Origin of the sequence: Marinobacter sp. 3-2 (genome assembly GCF_003751355.1) — a bacterium.
Lineage (GTDB): Bacteria > Pseudomonadota > Gammaproteobacteria > Pseudomonadales > Oleiphilaceae > Marinobacter > Marinobacter adhaerens.
The window spans coordinates 1-16,623 of the sequence record NZ_RJUQ01000002.1; the positions used below are offsets into that span (position 1 = coordinate 1).

Below are 16,623 nucleotides of genomic sequence, written 5' to 3' on the forward strand. Positions count from 1 at the left end.
TAATTCGTTCATGTTAAGTGTCCACTAGAAAATAAGTGGACACTATCCTGACGACGGCAGCGCCAGGCTCAAGATGGGATCACCGGACGCTTACCTTGTCCATGCTGGACGGCGTGTTGATTGCCCTGGCTTCCCCACGCCCCCTAGTGTTTGCCGTAAACGTGAACCACGCACAACGTCACCCTGTTACCAGCCGGGTGCTGGGCGCTATGTCGGCCATTGGTCTGGGGCGAGTGGTGCCGGTGGACTCTACGCGGCCCGTGGGCTGCTCCAAGCACTGCGCCAGGGGGATAGCGTTATGATGTGGCGTGATAATAAAGTCGGCAACAAATTAATAAAGTTGGTAACTTCCGGCTTCGCCATAAACCTGAAATCATTAAGTCACAAGGTTTATCAGTAGCTTAACCGACGACCGCCGTATCTTAGTTCGTTTCGTGAACGAGATTTCCCGCCTGAAAGTTACCAACTCTATTCTTTATTCCGGATTTTTCAGTGCGGAAGAATGCGAGCTATAGCGGCGTTTTGTTACCAACCTTTTTATGATCTGACACCGATTTTGGGCGCAGCGCCATTTTTAACCAATCTTGACGTATCGCCAGCTTTTTAGTCCCAGCTTCTTTGCCACTTGCTTCGCGTGAGGTTTATCTACACAGGTTGGAATAACAGACAAATCCAATACATCCACAACCTCAAATGCACCAGGTTCAATCTTGCTGCTATCGTACTTGTACCACCTGACCCTATCCTCAGTAGTGGCAAAAACATAATACCCTGACATTACTTATACCCTCAGAAACGATCAGCCGGGATGATAAGGCTTTCATTGTTGTTCGTGGGTTTATTGACATCGGTCGATACCGGGAACCAAATCAGCTGGTCAATAGGCCGTCTCCGTACAAGGGCCTTTATGCTGTTGCGGTCCTGAATCTCAGGACTGATCCAGCTTTGGATGGTCTGGGCATCCAGTATCACCGGCTGCCGGTGGTGGACCTCATCGAATTCCCTGGCGGCCGGTTCTGTAATAATTGCGCAACAGGTGCTTACCCCCTGCCCTGTAGGCGTCCAGATGCCTGCAAAGAAAAGTAGAGGGTCCGACACGTCCTCTCTGGGCGTGACGTAAAAAGGCTGTTTCCCAGAGGCAGTTTTTTGCCATTCATACCAGCCATTGGCCGGGATCAAACATCGGCGGTTAAGAAAGGAATGGGAAAAGTAACGCGAACTGGCCACGGTTTCAGCACGAGCGTTAATACTTAAAGGCGCATCCTCTCCAGCGCCCTTCGGCCTGAACCCCCAATATGACCGGTCAAAAATCAACCCTTCACCATCATCGCCACCACTGCCCATACGAATGGCTGCAATCTGCTGCCCGGGGGTCACATTGTAGTTGGCGAGCGTGTCTCCCACCGAAACCTGTACCCCAAAATAGTCTCTGGCGATGACGCTCAGAGGAGTATGAATGACGAATCGTCCGCACATAACTGAAACTTAGAACTCGTGGCTGTATTTGAAACAGTAATCCAGAAGTGGTCCGATTAAAAAGTGATATTGGCTGGTGGCCGACACAACGGATCGACAATAGCCTTTTGGCCGGAAATTACATAAAGAAACTTTCGGCGGAAGAGTGAGCTAACATAAGATAATATAGCAACATACAAAATTAGATCTCGCGGGTTCGCTCAGGCCCACCCGCAGACACTCACCGATCCAACAGGGTATGCCCGTGACAGTAAAAGCCGAACGGACGCTCCAGCAAGTCAAGATGTCCGACGACCTCCATAAAACCATCAAAATGATGGCGGTGCAGAAGAACACTTTCATGAACGACATCTACGACGAAGCAGTAACCGCCCTGCTCAACGCTCGAAAATTCACCGACCTTCAATACCTGGCATCCCCAAAGAACGGCAAGGCCAAGTCTCTCTGGCTTGCCGATGATGTCCACCAAAAGGCGAAAGCTCTGGCAGAGCGCGACCAGGTTCCCATGAATCGCGTCGTATATACCGCGATTGTGCACTACTGCAAGAGCGAAGGTCCGGCCTAAAAAAATAGACAAAAACATATAAAATTGTATACTGCTTTCTACATTGGTTGTCGCGGACCAGGGACGGCGAGCCAGCAAACTTACAGGAAGCACCAAGTGGACGCGACCGAACACCTAAAGCAACTAAAGCTCAGCCACGAAACCCGAACCGCTTTAAAAGAGTTCGCTGCCCAACAGGGCATCTTCCTGAAGCAACTCTATCGCGATGCTATCGATTGGTTCCTCACTGAAGGTTCTTCCTCGGCCGATTGGGACTACCTTTGTTCACCTCGCACCGGTCAGTATACGTCTATCTGGCTCCCCACCCGCACCATTGCTCAGGTCAAATCCCGAGCCTCGTCAGACAACATCCCTGAAAATCGAGTGATCTACACGAGCCTCGTCCGCTACCTTGCTGCACACACCGAAACAAACATATAAAAATGTATACATTCATATAATTTTTAGCCTATACTCTCCAGAACGTCCAAAGGCTCTGGTGCAGGCTAATTTTATATGCGTACATATATTCATATAGCAGCCACAATTCTAGCTCTCGTCGCAGGTCAAGCTAAGGCCAGCCCTCTGTCCACGATCGTCTTCGACCGTGGCGGATTCCACATCGTTGATCATCACCGCCTCCCACAACCGAAAGTCGAGCAAATCGCCAAGGGCATCCACATCGATCCCCGATTGCTCCGTGAACTACAAACCACCGCTAAGAAAAAGGACCGCTAATGCGCCAGAACATTTCTCGCATCTCTGCATTTGTTGCTCTCTGCTTGATGCCATTCGTCACTTCCGCCATGACTTCTGAGGAAGCGCTGAAATCGCTTCAACAGAGCTTTACTAACTCCAAGATTCAAGATTTCCGCAAAGCGCCCATTGAAGGACTTTACGAAGTAACCCTGGACGGAGCACAGGTTATCTATTTTGCGCCTGAGGATGATGTCCTGATCTTCGGGGAAATCTACTCGCGTGATGGTCGATCACTGACAGCGGAAGCGGTGGCCCGCGCAAATCAGCTTCGGATTGACGATCTCCCCTATGATCAAGCGTTAATCCTCGGGCCAGAAGATGGCATTCCAATCATTGAATTCACAGATCCCGATTGCCCTTACTGCCTGCGCTATGACGAATTTATCCGCAACTCGGAGGTGCCTGTGAAGAGGGTCATCTTCTTCATGACGCGGATTCACCCCAACACTGCCCCGGCCAAAGCACAGCACATTCTGTGCTCTGCCGATCCGGCCAAGGCATTTGACGATGTGTACCTCAAGCGAGCCAGCGCAACCGAGCGGTGTCCGGAAGCTGTGGAGAGACTGGAAGTACACGACACGGTATCAACCCAATGGCGTGTGAATGGCACACCAACATTGGTGCTTGATGGCAGCCCGGTAACGGGCTTCAGGAAAGAGGTAGTGGCTAACTTCCTCGCTAGTAAATCTAAGGAGAGTTTGAAATGAACCAAATGAAAAGTGCCTCAGAAGTCGCTCACTCAGAACTTCAGCGCCTGTCCGCAATTGCCAAAGCGCGTTTCGGGTCGTTCCGTGAAGCGGCTCCTGTAGCTGCTGTTCCGCTGCTTGTATTGGGGTCAATGTCTGCAAGCGCGATCACAGCACCCGCGGCCGGCACATTCGCCTACGATCTTTACGACGTAGCGGTAAACGACATGCTGAAAGGGCCGGTCGGCTTTGTGGGCGGCCTGGCAGCAATCGTTCTGTCAGCCGTCCAGATCACCAAGAACTGGATGCTGGCTGCCGGTGGTGTGCTCGGTGGTACCGCCATGATCAAGGCGGACAGCATCACCACCTCTCTGGGCATGGTGCTCTAAGAAACGATAGGTAAAGGAGGGCCGTCGTGGACCAGTCAAGATTACCGATCTACCTTCATCAGCCGCTTCAGGTTTTGTGGTTTGACGCGCATGAGATGGCGATCATCGTGATTTTTTATCTAGGTGCAACAATCTTCGGAGGTGTCGCCTACATAACCCTGTTCCTCGGTCCGGCCCTCCTTATTCCAATGAAACGCAGGCAAGCCCGTGGTTGGTTCGGTCACCTCGCCTATGCCAACGGATTTTTTGAGCTGAAGGGCTACCCCCTCCCAACAGCAACCAAATTCAACGAGTGACTGTATGAAAAGCCTCTTTTCCAATCTCTTTGTCCAGGACAGCAGCAACGTGTTCGCGGAAAACCGGTTGCTCAAGCTCGGTTTCATTTGCATGGTGCTTTTCTCTGCCTTCCAGGCCTTCTCCATCCATGGGGCACTTGAAAAACAGCAAACCCATATCGTGCCGATTGGTGGTCAGGGGGATTTCGTGATTTCCGGCTCCACAGCCTCTGATGATTATTTGCGCTCAATGGCCCGTTACATCGTGCACATGGCCGGCAACCTTTCCGCTGCAAGCGCGCGGCGTCAACTCAACGAATTATTAGTGCTTGTCCACCCCGACAAGTATTCAGAGTACCGGGATCTGTTTACCAAACTGGCCACCGGTATCGAGAAATACCCCACGGTGTCTTATGTCGTGAATTGGAAAGGAAACCGGGACATAAAAAAGATCGGAGAAAACACCCTGCGGATAGCTACGACGAAACGAAGGATCGTCGGGGACTCAGTTACCAGGACTGAGAATGTCACATACGAAATCACATACGCCATAACGCAAGGGCGGTTCTGGCTGCAAGGAATCAAGGAGGTTTCCGACGATGCGTAACCTATTTATTGGCTTGGCCATGGCGACCGCCATCATGCCAACCTTAGCGCACACGCAAACGGTTCGGCCAGATGTGGTGACACCGATTGAAATGTCCAACCGTGACATCAACCGTGTGACCTGCGTTGATGGGGCGATCAATGACGCTTTTTTCTCCCAGGAGAAGGGCATTGTCGTTGAAAACTCTGGAAACAACAGTTTCGTGAAGTTCCTGATCAACGATAACGGGCAAAGCATGGATTACGTCACCGCCCGGAGCGAATTCTATATTGTTTGCGCCGGTGACATTTACACGCTGATGGTCACCCCGAAAGACATCAGCGGACAGACTATCCGCCTATCAACTGGCGCGAAGGTCCGGATCGAAGAGAATCAAAAGCTCCTTTCACCGTTGCCCGACGAAGAGCGTGCGATTTTCCTGACGCTGGCAGCTCTCCGTGATGACATACCCGAGTCTTTTACGGTAACAGACGAACCGCAAGACCGTTGGCACGCCGACAAAACACCCTCGAAACCTGGCACAAAGCTTTCGCTGCGCCGTTCGATTCGGGTGGAAGGTATGGGCCTTACACTCAAGGAATTCTTGGTGAAAACCCAGTCTGGCACAACTTTCGAGGAAACTGATTTTCTGGCAACACAGATCGATGACTCGATCTTCGCCGTGACCATGGATCCCCTGCGCCTGGAGCCCGGACAAATTGGTCGTCTCTTTGTGATCAGTAAGGAGGGATTCTAATGGGGAACTGGTGGAGTAGCCTGACTGCTGACAACAAACTCAAGTATCGTAAGTACGGCTTAATCGCAGGATTTCTCTCCCTGCTTCTCGTTGTCTACTACGCCTCTGGCCAAGATGAAAAAGAACCGGTGAAGGAAGTCGACACTACCGATCTTTCCCTGGGCTCTGATCTTCTTGAGGATGATATCAGGGCAAAAGTTGATCGAGACTTGAAACAGGTTGGCGAGACTTTGGCTGAAATGGAGCGAAGGCAGAGACAATACGACTCCGTTCTCGCTGCCCTGGAGAAAGGTCAGAAATCAGTTCCGGCGGAATCAGAGCCGGAGCCAGTGAACCCGTTGGCTGAAGTAGATGACGCGGAAATAAGCTACCCACCACCACCCTCGGGATATACCCCGCAGTTCGAAGAAATGGCAGCGCTTGATACTGTTCCAGTTCAAGCCAAAGTGATGGGCGGTATTTCAAGGGCTCCAGGTGCTGAGCTGCCGCCAGAAACCACGGCAAAAAAAAAGCCTTCGATCTACATGCCCCCGTCGTTCATGCCTGCAATTCTTCTGACGGGATTGAATGCCCTTACCTCGGAACTAGGTGATGCAAATCCGGAGCCGGTTATCCTTCGGGTCCAGGCTCCGGCCGTTCTCCCCAACTCTGTGAAAGCCAACCTTAAAGGCTGCTTCGTGGTCGCCAACGCTACTGGCAACCTGGCGCAAGAACGGGTCAACCTTCAACTCGTAAGCCTGTCTTGCATGTCGCTCAATGGCGATGCCGTTATCGACCAGCCAGTTCAGGGCTTTGTCGCCGATGCAGACGGAAAACGCGGGCTGACAGGGATAGTTGTCACGAAGATGGGTGCCCACGTCGCACGTACCATTGTTGCTGGCCTTTTTGAGGGCGCCGGTAACGGCATATCGGCCGCAGCCTCTACCACCTCAACATCCCCGCTCGGAACAACTCAGGTAATCGATACTGACAGCATGTTGCAGTCGGCAGGCGGACAAGGCCTGAAGTCTGGGGCCCAAGCGGTCCAAAAGCTGTTTCTGGACCTCGCGAAACAAACCACTCCCGTCATTGAAGTTGGTGCCGCCAAAAAGCTCACGGTGGTCATTCAGAAGGGCGTATCACTGGAAATTAGGGAGAACTAAATGAAAAAACTGAACCTCTGCATCGTTACACTAATGGTCTCCGGTTGCTCCTTGGTGCCTTATGAGAACGAGTTTTCGTGCCAGCTTGAAGACAACTACGGCAAGTGCATCAACGTCGAAAGCGCCTACGAAGAGGCCGTAACGGGTGTTGAACAGTACCCCCACATGCAAAAGGCCTCGGAACGCAATCGTCAGGCCCGGGATGAGCGGGCCGTTAGTGGATCCTCTCGAGTGAAAGAGCAGCCGATTGGCGCCCGCCAAACAACCAAGACCCCAGAAACTGCCGTCCAAGTCATTGCCCCCGAACCATCTGCATACAGCGGTTACCGTGATGCGGTTTATGACCAGCTAGGCTCATTGGTGGCCCAGCCTCGGACGCCCATGATTAAACCTCCAAGGGCTGTACGCACCATGATCCTGCCCTATTCCAGTGAGCTGAAGAAGGATCGGCTCTACATGCCGCGCTTCATTTACTCAATTGTTGATGAGCCGCGTTTCGTGATGGGGCAATACCTCTACCGGAAACCTGAGCTAACGGAGTCCCTAATTGACAGCGTCCGGGAGAACAAGGAATGACAGCTCTTGAGAAGCCGGTGGGACCTCTCGCCAAAATGCGCCGGATCATCCTCGGTGACGGTGGAGGCGTCACCCACAAAGACCTGGAGTCTGAGCTGGTGCGGGTGAAAATGTCCGATTATCTCCCGTGGGTATCTTTTGACCAGGATCGTCAGGCTTTCCAGACGCTGGATAACAGGCACGGTTACATTTGGGAGATAACCCCTCTGACCTTCCTGGGAGGTCGCGACCTTAAGCAACTTGAGACGTTTCTATCGATTGCTTGGCCGAAACGGACCATCATGCAATTCATCCTGTACCCGGACCATAATATTGATGGCTTCCTCGAAGACTACAAAAACACGAAAACACGTAAGGATCCGCTGAGCCAGAAAAGTGTTCAGGAGTACGCAAAATTTCTGAAAGAAGGTACCAAGGGAGTAAAGGCCTTCCACGGCATCCCGGTCAGGAACTTCCGGGGTTTTCTCTGCATAAAAACAAAAGAACCTTTGCCCGATGACGTAATTTCGATTGCCGAAGAGACATTGCAGGGGGCACATTTGGCCCCTCGCCGATGGGGCCAGGGCGACCTTGTTGCTTGGGCTCGCCAGTTCTTCAACGACCCGTATGCGCCACCAAATGGGCGCTGTGACAGCTTGATCCCGCTTCGCAAACAGATCATCAATGCTGAAACGAAAATCGAATTCCATGGCCATAACGGACCTTTTGAATTGGGTCGTCGTTACGGTCGAGTCCTGACCCCCAAGGTTAATGCTAAAACCATCGATGCATTCACCTCAAACACGCTCATTGGTGGGGTAATGGGGCCTTCTGAAGACAATGACCAAATAACCTCCCCCTTTCTTTTGTCACTCAATATCGTCTACGAGGACATCAAAACGAGCATTCACCAAAAGGCCTCCGCAACCATGGCTCAGAAGGCCACCGGATCCTTTGCCAAAGCAATTCAGCGCCGCACCGAAGAGTTCTCTTGGGCGTTGGATCAACTCGAACAAGAGCGCTTCATGACCATTATCCCGAGCCTGGTTGTGTTTGGTGACACGGAGGAGGACACCATCGATAACGTGTCGCGGGCCCGGCGGATATGGGAATCGAAAGAATTTCAGATGCAAGAGGAGTCCACGCTCGAAAAGCCGATGTTGATCGCGTCATTGCCATTCGGACTTTACGATATTGATAAGAACATCCAACTCCTCGACCGCCATTTCTATGCCCCCCAATCGACGGTAGCTCGGTTCCTTCCCGTTCAAGGTGACTTTCAGGGGGCTTCGCGGCCTGTTTTGGCCTTTGTAGGAAGAAAAGGGCAGGCGGTTGGAATCGATGTGTATGACAAACGGGCCCACAATCATAACTTTCTGATTGCGGCGGGTTCTGGCGCTGGGAAGTCATACAGCCTCAACAACATCTGCTCTAACTACTACTCAGCCGGCTCCCTGGTTCGAGTGGTTGATATTGGCTATTCGTTCGAAAAACTCGCGCGCACGGTGGGAGGCCGATTCATGGATTTTGGAAAAGAAAGGGTGGTAATCAACCCTTTTACTTCCCAATCCAAGGACGCGGATGATTTGGCTTCTGACCTGGTGGCCACGGCCAACATTATCGCGGAAATGGCCTACTCTGCCTCCCGTCAGCCGCTACACGAGACAGAATGGACCCTGATCAAAGAAGCCGTGAGATGGGCAGCTGAGACTGGCGATGTTGAAAACGGCATTGATACAGTTCAACGGTACCTGCGCCGCTATCCGGAAGATGCCGTCGATAAACCGGAGTTTTCCGGGGCGATCGACAAGGCACACGAGCTCGCGTTCAACCTTTATGACTTCACTTCCAAAGGTAACTTCGGGCAATACTTCAATGGCAAAAGCACCTTCAACATTGCGAATGATGATTTTGTCGTGCTGGAGCTGGAAAAACTCAACTCTCAGAAGGAGCTGTTCAACGTTGTCATCATGCAGGTGATGAACTCCGTGACACAGGACCTTTACTTGTCAGACCGCTCCCAGGAAAGGTTCATTCTATTCGAAGAAGCGTGGCAGTATTTCTCGGACACCTCCGGCACAGGGAATCGCCTGGGAGCCCTGATTGAAGAGGGGTACCGGCGGGCCCGAAAATACGGCGGCTCGTTTGGAATTGTCACCCAATCCCCCCTCGATCTTCTGAAGTTCGGCCCGGTCGGTACCGTCATCAAGAACAACGCAGCGTTCAAGTTTTTCCTCGAATGTGAGGACTACAAAAAAGCAGTGGATCAAGGTGTTCTGGACTACCAGGGCCTTGCCGTCGACCTGCTGACCTCTATCCGCGCCAATAAGCCCAAATACTCCGAGATCTTTTTCGAAACGCCTCTGGGGAAAGGCGTGGGGCGCCTTGCAGTTGATCCATGGAACCATTGGGTGGCCACCTCCAGCCACGAGGATGTAGCTGCTTTCAATGCCCTGATCAAACAGGGCATACCGCCTGTTGAGGCCATATCCAAGCTATCAGGGGTGCCGATTTGAGGTATTTCATCACGATCCTTGTTGCACTGCTCCCCTGCACCCTTCAGGCGGACCCCGCCTCGGTTGCAACTGCGGAGTCTACTGTCCAGGGTGCGATGGCCAATTATGGCTCGGCCGATGCGATCAAGGAAAACCTAACAGCACCACTTATGTCCGACGACGCCATGAAAACCTTTGATGGCACTCAGTTCTCAGCAAAACTGGGCTGCAACTCCAGCCAGCAATTCCTGGAGATGTTTATTGCACCCTCAGCCTCGGGCGATATCACTACCCTGCAAGCATCCCAGGATACCAACCTGGATGGCGTCGTTGATCATATTTACGCCCCCTCTTTGCCGATCTCCGGTGTCTGTGCGAACGGTGCAATTTCCTGTGACGCGGGCACGTGGAACAACTGCTCTGCATTGGCATGGACCCCGAGCGCCGCCGGAGAGCTCAGCCTGGCACCAACCGACCTCGAATCCCTGGGCGGCTGCTATTGCATTAACAATTCCTGTGGGTCGGGCTTGGTCATGGGAAATCTGGAAAAAATTCTTTCTGATCTGGGTGGTGGGGCCACGGGCTCGCTTACCGCGCAGTCTGAATATTTAACGATTTCTGAAGTTGGCGTGAGTGGCCCGATGATCAAATTCTACGCTCAAAAGGCGGGCGACTGTGCAACAGGTTCTCCACTCCTAAAAGCCTATAAAGGCAATCCAGGTCAGCTTTCCAGCGATGCGTTCGCCGCCACCAGCAGTGATCCCACGTACGATCTGATAACCAATTCTCCTGCCGCAAATGCCAATGCAGGAGACATCAAGCAATGCGTTATGCGTCGTACGATTACGGTGGCCGAAAATGTCACAGACCAGTTTGTGGACGTTCGCATAGCTGCTCAGGGACGCGTCTACCTGACCATCGAGTTCGACTTTAAAGACGGCTCCTGGCGGAAAGTGAGTCCAACAGATGGTGGTAACGTCCAGGCGATCGTTCCTACCCTTGACCACGGTGAGATCTGTGGCAATGGCCTGTCTGTCGCCGCCTCCAGCTTTCATCAATGGACCGGAGCCACCGGGATGTGGGGGAATTACGACACCACAGTGCATTTCCGCGTACTTCAGGAGCCAAGTTGTGCCAACAATCTGGTTGGCCGCGTCCAGATCCAAGACACCACAAGCGGCGGCAATGCCAAATACTGGCTTGGTGGCCGCTTCCGCTTCAAAACCCAGAAAGTCGAATGCACCCTTTCAAGTGATGCCATATACGATGGCTGCAACGCCTATCGAAACGATACGTCCTGTGTCCTGAAGGAAGAGGATGTAGACGGCGTAACAACTATGACCAATTACGTACCTACTAGCCTCACCCCCTTACCAACCGTGCAGCCGATCACCGGAAGTTACTGCAACATTCCGGTTACCCGGGATTGGTGGGAAAAGAAGCGCACCTATCTTTGCGAGACCAACACCACCTACAACTTTGATGACGCTCTGGCTCGCGCCGACCATGTGCAAACCACTACCACCGGTACCGGCTATGAAGACTATCTAAAACAATCGAACGGCTCTATCACCACACCAACAGGATCCTTGACCACCCTGTCCGAGGTCGCAGTACCAGCCTGCACCCAGGCCTGTAAGACACGCAAGCCACGGCGAGCAACCGACGCCACTCAATCCGGCGTGGTACTGGAAAACCGCACCGACCCGGATACCTACGATTATTTCTATAGAGAATGCAGCAGCAATGTTTGTCCTTTAGAGGCGGGAGAAACCATTGTCGAAGCCTGCGACTGCCTAAATGAATTCGGTGACGCTGCCGCCACCGTTCAAGCCATCCGCCAAGCATCGAGGGACACGATATGCACAACTGGCGCAAAGGCTCCGCTGTAATTCTTGGTCTGTTCCTGGCCACCGTTCAGCCCTCTTGGGCGGCTAATTGGGCATGTGGACAGGACATAAATGGCGACGGAGAAATATCCGCATGGGGAGAAACCGGAACTTGCTTCGAGTCTCCAACCGGGGGCCAGCTTTGCCCCGTTTCTGCGGTTAGCTGCACCAGTAACCAGGTAATGGCCTGTGAGCCCGGGAGCGCCATGCCCCTCAACTTCTCCGTGAATTTTTCCCGACTGGGACCGGGCAATACGGAGGTCTCCTTCGATCTGGTCGCAGGCACCTTCAGTACTGCTCAAAGCGGCGTTACTGGATCTGTGCCAACACTGGACTATGACGCGATCTGCACGAATGGGCATCCTGTCGCATTCTCCTTGGCCCAGGTCTGGGATGCCCCTTCTTTTACGCAATCTCCGTCAACTAATGTGAATCGCGTTGTGGTCCAAGCGCCCAGTTGCTCTAACAACTTACAGGGTATCGTGAGGCTGGAAGACAACTCCGGCTCGGTCGTTGGTGGCTATCAGGTTTCTGGAAGTTTCGAGTTTGCTACCACACAAGAAACGTGTTCCCTGACAACCGAATATGGGTGCCCGTTAGGAGGCGGTTACAGCTGCATGGAAAACAGTACCGGTACCCAGCAATGCAGCCCGAACACTTGTGTCGATCTTGACTCGCAGCCACCGGTTACGGAAGACATCAACACCGACATGTTCCAGGATGATGGCGCTCGCGCCTCTGACGGCACCTGCCTTGGTCAAATGCTCATATTCAGTGGCCGTTCTATGAGATGCGATAAGGCGGGAGTGTCGACCGCCTTTCAAAACTGCTGCAAAAATACAGGAAAGGTTCTTGCCGACGATACAGGGGACTCAGGCAGCCCCACCCAGACGATCACACAGCTATTTGACGCTCTGACACAGGGCAGATCCGAGTATGAAGCCGCACTTGCCGCCGGCGCACCAACACTGGTAGCCAGCAACCTTGCCGCTAACAAAGCGACTGACGTCATGGGCGACTACGGTGCGGTTATGAACCCTGTGGCCATGGCAGGCGCTGTTGTTGATTACTTCACTCAGTCCTGTGATCAGACCAGCACCGAAACAGGCGTTCTCAACGGCTCCGGGTTTTGCTACGAAATCGGCGAATACTGCCGAGAGAAATGGGAGTTTGTTGGCTGTGTTCAGAAATCAAAATCCTACTGCTGCTTCAATAGCAAAATGGCTCGCATCATCCATCAACAGGGCCGATCTCAGCTCAATACTATCGGCGGCTTCGGTTCTCCCGAAAATCCCGATTGCCGTGGTTTGACGCCGGAGGAGTTCCAATCCATCGATTTTTCAAAGATAGACTTTTCTGAGTACTACGGCGACCTGGTGCCAGACACTCAAGCACAAATGACGGATAAGGTGAATGATGGGATTACGGACTTTTTTAATAGCGCTCAGTAGTTTGCTCGCCATGCCATTATTGGCGGCCGAAAGCCATGTGATAGGCCGGGTATACGACATCGCGGAACCCGATGCATTGCAGGAGATTCAGTCTCGCGTCAGCCAGATTGATTGGCAAAAAGTGATGTCTGAAGGGGTCGAGCGCAACACAGCAGCCCAACCGGTACCCCTGCCCGGCGCAAAAGAGAATCGCAGTCGCTACCACATTCCCTGGTACACGGCAGAATTTGACGTAAAGGATCAAACTGGTGCGGTTATCTACCCCAAAGGATACCGCTTCAACCCCTTAGAACATGTCCGGCTTCCACAACGATTGGTATTTATTGCCGAACAAGACGTGCCCTGGGCAAAAAACCACCTCAATACAACGGATATGGTGATGATCACCAGCGGCGACTACCGGGAAATAGCAGTCGAGCTCGAACGTCCCGTATTCATCCTTACCGAAGAAGTTCGCGATCGAATGGCCCTGCAATCAGTACCCGCTATCGTGACCCAAGAAGGCCCAACGCTTCGCATTGAGGAGCACCAGAGAAAGCTATAATTTTATATACTTTCATATATAACTAGGCTAGACTTTGATTACTGAATAACTCGGGTCTGGCCACCAATGAAACTACTGCTACTCCTGAAGATCTGCGCTTTGGTTGGGCTCTTTACGATCCCAACCGCCCATGCCTCCAAATGCGATAGCGGGGTCATCAACCCCATTTCAGACATTTCCTGGCAATGCATTTTCCCAATTCGAATCGGCGGCCTGTCCATTGGTAAGGGGGACAGCGGCATGCCGGATCCTGGTGCAGACACTCCCGACACTGTTTGCAGCTGTAACACCGGCGCGATAAATCGGTATGGATTGGGTATCTCAATGTGGGAGCCCGCCCGGATAATCGACACAGTGTCAGACCCTTACTGCATCATGCCTCTTGGTGTGAAACTCATGAATACCGGTGGAAAACTTGGGGGCTCCCACTTCCGAAACGATGGGCAAGCAAAAACCTTCCAGCAAATGCACTATTACATGTTCCCAGCATTCAGCATTCTGGGATTCTTCTACGACATTCCTTGCATAGCTGAACGCCAATTCGACGTAGCAATGCTGACAGAGATAGTGCCTACCTGGAACAACGAAATCCTGGCCCTCGTCATTAATCCCGAGGCTCTTCTTTTCGCCAATCCCGTTGCGAACCTTGCTTGTGCAGCCGATTCTGCCGGCGCTTTGGCAGGACGTCCTGTCAATTCCCTCTTTTGGTGCATGGGATCTTGGGGGAATGCTTACCCACTTGCCGGATCAATTACAGGCACTGACTACGTAACCGCAAATGCAGGCATTGCCGCCCGGGGCATCTACTTCATGGCCCGCCTCGGCTTGCTCAAAGAATCGTCCTCTGACGGCTGTTACACCGCTCCAGTTCCGATTTGGTCCAAGGACAAGTACAAGCTGCAACTCATGAAGCCTGTTCGCGACAACAGTTGCCGCCCCATTGGGCAGACTGGATTGCTTTGGAGCCATTACAAACATCCCCCCGTTGGCGGCGATAACTTTTCATGGATGGTTTTCAGGAGGTTGAACTGCTGTGTCTCCTATTAAATTCTGCACTTCAACCACGATTTTGCTGGCCCTGCTCTCGGGCAAGGCCATGGGTGAATCTCCTGAGGACATCCCGACACTCCAGGACCAGGTGAGGATCCCTTCTGAAATCATGGAAGCTGCGCATAGGGCTAAGACTGCTGCTACCGTGAAACCCGACATTCAGGCGCGGGCCGCTGCCGTGATGGAGCAAGTAAATAGCGAGGCCTGGCAGCGGCAAAAAAACCAGTTTCTGGCTGCGATCAAAAATCAACACGGCATCCCCGAAGAGGAGCAGAGTAAAACACCCTCCACTCGTGCCCGCCCGTTACTTTTCATTTCTTCCTCAATGCCCGAAATCACCCTGAGGAACTACGCCCGGGACCTTGAAAAGGTAAAGGGTGTAATGGTCCTGCGCGGAATGATTGGGGGTATGGAAACGACTCAGGCAACCATGAAGTTCGTTGCCGGGTTGCTAAAGAAAAACCCTCTCTGTGAGGGACCAAAATGCGCTCTCCGCGACATAGAGGTGGTGGTCGACCCAATTCAGTTTCAAAAGCATGGAATCCATCAGGTGCCAGCTTTGGTCGTAGAGCCTTCATTTGATTTCCAGAGCTATTGCGAGAGTGGCGCCAACGAAATGACCACCCCACGGCCCGTGGTTTACGGGGATGCCAGCCTGAGAAGTCTACTTAACTCTCTTACCAATATGAGCGATGGCACATCGGCAAAGGCACTGCTCGCTGCAATGGAGATGCCCAATGACTAAGGACAAACTCAAGAACATAATCCTGACCTTCGTGGTCGGGATCCCTGCGGCCTGGGGAGTCAGCTACTTGTACAAGCACGTCAACATCACGACGTCGCAGTCCCTCGATCATCGAGTGTTCTGGATGACGGATGAGGTACCGGGACCGGGCGACTACGCAACGTTCGAATTATCACACCCGTTAGCCGGTCCCGAACCAGTCCTTATTAGCAAACAGCTCAAGTGCTGGCCCGGCGAAACACTGAAAGTCGAAGGCCGCGATTTTTGGTGCGGAGGTCATTACTTGGGTCGCGCCAAAACCAAAACCCTGACTGGCAAGCCCCTCCCCCTCTTTTCATTCAGCGGTCCGATACCTGAAGGCAAAGCATTTGCCTTTGGAAGCCACCCCGACTCCTTCGATAGTCGTTACTGGGGGTTTGTGGAAATTGCCACTGCCAAACGGCTTGAAGCAATCTTCTAGGGGATCTAAATGAACAAATTAATCCTGTCGCTTTGCCTGTGTATCGCTACCGCTTGCGCCTTTGCCGCTCAAAACACCGACAAACAGACCTTTGGGTACCACTGGTATGAAGAGCCTGTGAAACCCTCTAAGGAGTCTGAGAAACAAGAGCGCCAACCCTTGCCACCCCCTCCGCCGGCCGAAGAAATGCTGGATATGCACCCGGACGATCTTAAGGCGATGTTGGAAACCTATCTGAAAGAGGCCGTTTGGCTCCGGACGCCTGAAAGCGTCCTGGCTTATTACCAGATTCAGGATGTTGTCAGGCGGAAGGCCGCTGGCTTCACAGCCGTTAGCCAGATGGTAATGCTCCAAAACCCGAAACTGAACGGGGCGTCCCAATACCCGACAAACAATCCTGGGCGAAAGGCTGAGCTTCAACAGCGGGCTGCCGATCAGAGTGACTATCTAGGTCAATATCGCGGCAAATATGCCCTGGCGATGTTCTCCACCCCACAATGTCCATATTGCTCGCCCCAGCGCAACATCCTGAAATTGGTTGCAGACAAAACAGGATTAGAAGTTACGGAAGTAGATATCACTCGAAACCCCGATGCTCAGGCACGATTCGATGTTCAGGTTACGCCGGCGATCATCCTCATCGAGCGTAATAGCGAACGCTGGATGCCGATTTCAGTAGGGGTTGAGAGCGCCTCAAAAATACAAACGAACACCTACCGGGCGATTCGCTACTTACGAGGCGAGATCTCGCCCGAGCAATTCCTTACTCCAAGACACCGTGAAGGTGGCTTCTTCGATCCGCGCATTTAATCAAGGATGG

The 16,623-nt window shown here is 52.6% G+C and carries 19 protein-coding genes; 18 read left to right on the plus strand and 1 reads right to left on the minus strand.

What is annotated here, in order from left to right:
* Positions 1–35 precede the first annotated feature (35 nt).
* Positions 36–302 (plus strand): hypothetical protein, encoded by a 267-nt coding sequence (locus EDB94_RS20560; RefSeq protein ID WP_146162227.1) that lies wholly within the window; start codon positions 36–38, stop codon positions 300–302.
* A 487-nt stretch (positions 303–789) separates the two neighbouring features.
* Here EDB94_RS20560 and EDB94_RS00825 read toward each other — a convergent pair whose 3' ends face one another.
* Positions 790–1,476: an SOS response-associated peptidase gene (locus tag EDB94_RS00825; protein ID WP_108019770.1), complete on the minus strand. Its 687-nt coding sequence runs from the start codon at positions 1,474–1,476 to the stop codon at positions 790–792.
* 244 nt (positions 1,477–1,720) lie between these two features.
* Between EDB94_RS00825 and EDB94_RS00830 the strand changes: the two genes are divergently transcribed.
* The 17 genes from EDB94_RS00830 to EDB94_RS00910 all read left to right on the plus strand — a co-directional run bounded on the left by EDB94_RS00830 (position 1,721) and on the right by EDB94_RS00910 (position 16,613).
* Complete coding sequence (locus EDB94_RS00830; protein WP_108019771.1) at positions 1,721–2,041, plus strand: hypothetical protein; 321 nt, start codon at positions 1,721–1,723, stop codon at positions 2,039–2,041.
* 96 nt (positions 2,042–2,137) lie between these two features.
* Positions 2,138–2,461 (plus strand): hypothetical protein, encoded by a 324-nt coding sequence (locus EDB94_RS00835; RefSeq protein ID WP_108019773.1) that lies wholly within the window; start codon positions 2,138–2,140, stop codon positions 2,459–2,461.
* A gap of 296 nt (positions 2,462–2,757) precedes the next feature.
* On the plus strand, positions 2,758–3,486 hold the full coding sequence (locus tag EDB94_RS00845) for a DsbC family protein (protein ID WP_108019775.1): 729 nt from the start codon (positions 2,758–2,760) through the stop codon (positions 3,484–3,486).
* On the plus strand, positions 3,483–3,854 hold the full coding sequence (locus EDB94_RS00850) for a hypothetical protein (RefSeq protein WP_062786935.1): 372 nt from the start codon (positions 3,483–3,485) through the stop codon (positions 3,852–3,854). Before EDB94_RS00845 ends, EDB94_RS00850 begins: the two co-directional genes overlap by 4 nt.
* A 26-nt stretch (positions 3,855–3,880) precedes the next feature.
* The gene (locus EDB94_RS00855; RefSeq protein ID WP_062786938.1) at positions 3,881–4,150 is read left to right on the plus strand and encodes a hypothetical protein; all 270 of its coding nucleotides are present in this window, start codon (positions 3,881–3,883) and stop codon (positions 4,148–4,150) included.
* 4 nt (positions 4,151–4,154) lie between these two features.
* A complete protein-coding gene (locus tag EDB94_RS00860) occupies positions 4,155–4,736 on the plus strand; it encodes a TraE/TraK family type IV conjugative transfer system protein (RefSeq protein WP_108019776.1) in 582 nt (193 codons plus the stop codon).
* Positions 4,729–5,472, plus strand: coding sequence for a type-F conjugative transfer system secretin TraK (locus tag EDB94_RS00865; protein WP_108019778.1), 744 nt, complete (start codon positions 4,729–4,731; stop codon positions 5,470–5,472). Before EDB94_RS00860 ends, EDB94_RS00865 begins: the two co-directional genes overlap by 8 nt.
* Positions 5,472–6,614: a TraB/VirB10 family protein gene (locus tag EDB94_RS00870; RefSeq protein WP_108019780.1), complete on the plus strand. Its 1,143-nt coding sequence runs from the start codon at positions 5,472–5,474 to the stop codon at positions 6,612–6,614. The genes EDB94_RS00865 and EDB94_RS00870 overlap by 1 nt, the downstream gene beginning before the upstream one ends.
* A complete protein-coding gene (locus EDB94_RS00875) occupies positions 6,615–7,190 on the plus strand; it encodes a TraV family lipoprotein (protein WP_062786949.1) in 576 nt (191 codons plus the stop codon). It abuts the gene before it with no gap.
* Positions 7,187–9,685, plus strand: coding sequence for a TraC family protein (locus tag EDB94_RS00880; RefSeq protein WP_108019782.1), 2,499 nt, complete (start codon positions 7,187–7,189; stop codon positions 9,683–9,685). The genes EDB94_RS00875 and EDB94_RS00880 overlap by 4 nt, the downstream gene beginning before the upstream one ends.
* Positions 9,682–11,556, plus strand: coding sequence for a hypothetical protein (locus EDB94_RS00885; RefSeq protein ID WP_062786952.1), 1,875 nt, complete (start codon positions 9,682–9,684; stop codon positions 11,554–11,556). The genes EDB94_RS00880 and EDB94_RS00885 overlap by 4 nt, the downstream gene beginning before the upstream one ends.
* A 203-nt stretch (positions 11,557–11,759) precedes the next feature.
* Entirely contained in the window at positions 11,760–13,004 is a 1,245-nt protein-coding gene (gene traN, locus EDB94_RS00890) for a conjugal transfer protein TraN (RefSeq protein ID WP_181259085.1), read from the plus strand.
* Positions 12,967–13,548 carry a hypothetical protein gene (locus EDB94_RS20750; protein WP_197476601.1) on the plus strand — a complete coding sequence of 194 codons (582 nt, stop codon included), beginning with the start codon at positions 12,967–12,969 and terminating at the stop codon, positions 13,546–13,548. Before traN ends, EDB94_RS20750 begins: the two co-directional genes overlap by 38 nt.
* 66 nt (positions 13,549–13,614) lie before the next feature.
* Positions 13,615–14,595: a TraU family protein gene (locus EDB94_RS20755; protein WP_197476602.1), complete on the plus strand. Its 981-nt coding sequence runs from the start codon at positions 13,615–13,617 to the stop codon at positions 14,593–14,595.
* Entirely contained in the window at positions 14,582–15,343 is a 762-nt protein-coding gene (locus EDB94_RS00900) for a type-F conjugative transfer system pilin assembly protein TrbC (protein ID WP_062786958.1), read from the plus strand. Before EDB94_RS20755 ends, EDB94_RS00900 begins: the two co-directional genes overlap by 14 nt.
* The gene (locus EDB94_RS00905) at positions 15,336–15,803 is read left to right on the plus strand and encodes a S26 family signal peptidase (protein ID WP_062786960.1); all 468 of its coding nucleotides are present in this window, start codon (positions 15,336–15,338) and stop codon (positions 15,801–15,803) included. The genes EDB94_RS00900 and EDB94_RS00905 overlap by 8 nt, the downstream gene beginning before the upstream one ends.
* A gap of 9 nt (positions 15,804–15,812) precedes the next feature.
* Positions 15,813–16,613, plus strand: a complete 801-nt coding sequence (locus EDB94_RS00910) for a conjugal transfer protein TraF (RefSeq protein WP_062786963.1) — start codon at positions 15,813–15,815, stop codon at positions 16,611–16,613.
* Positions 16,614–16,623 lie beyond the last annotated feature (10 nt).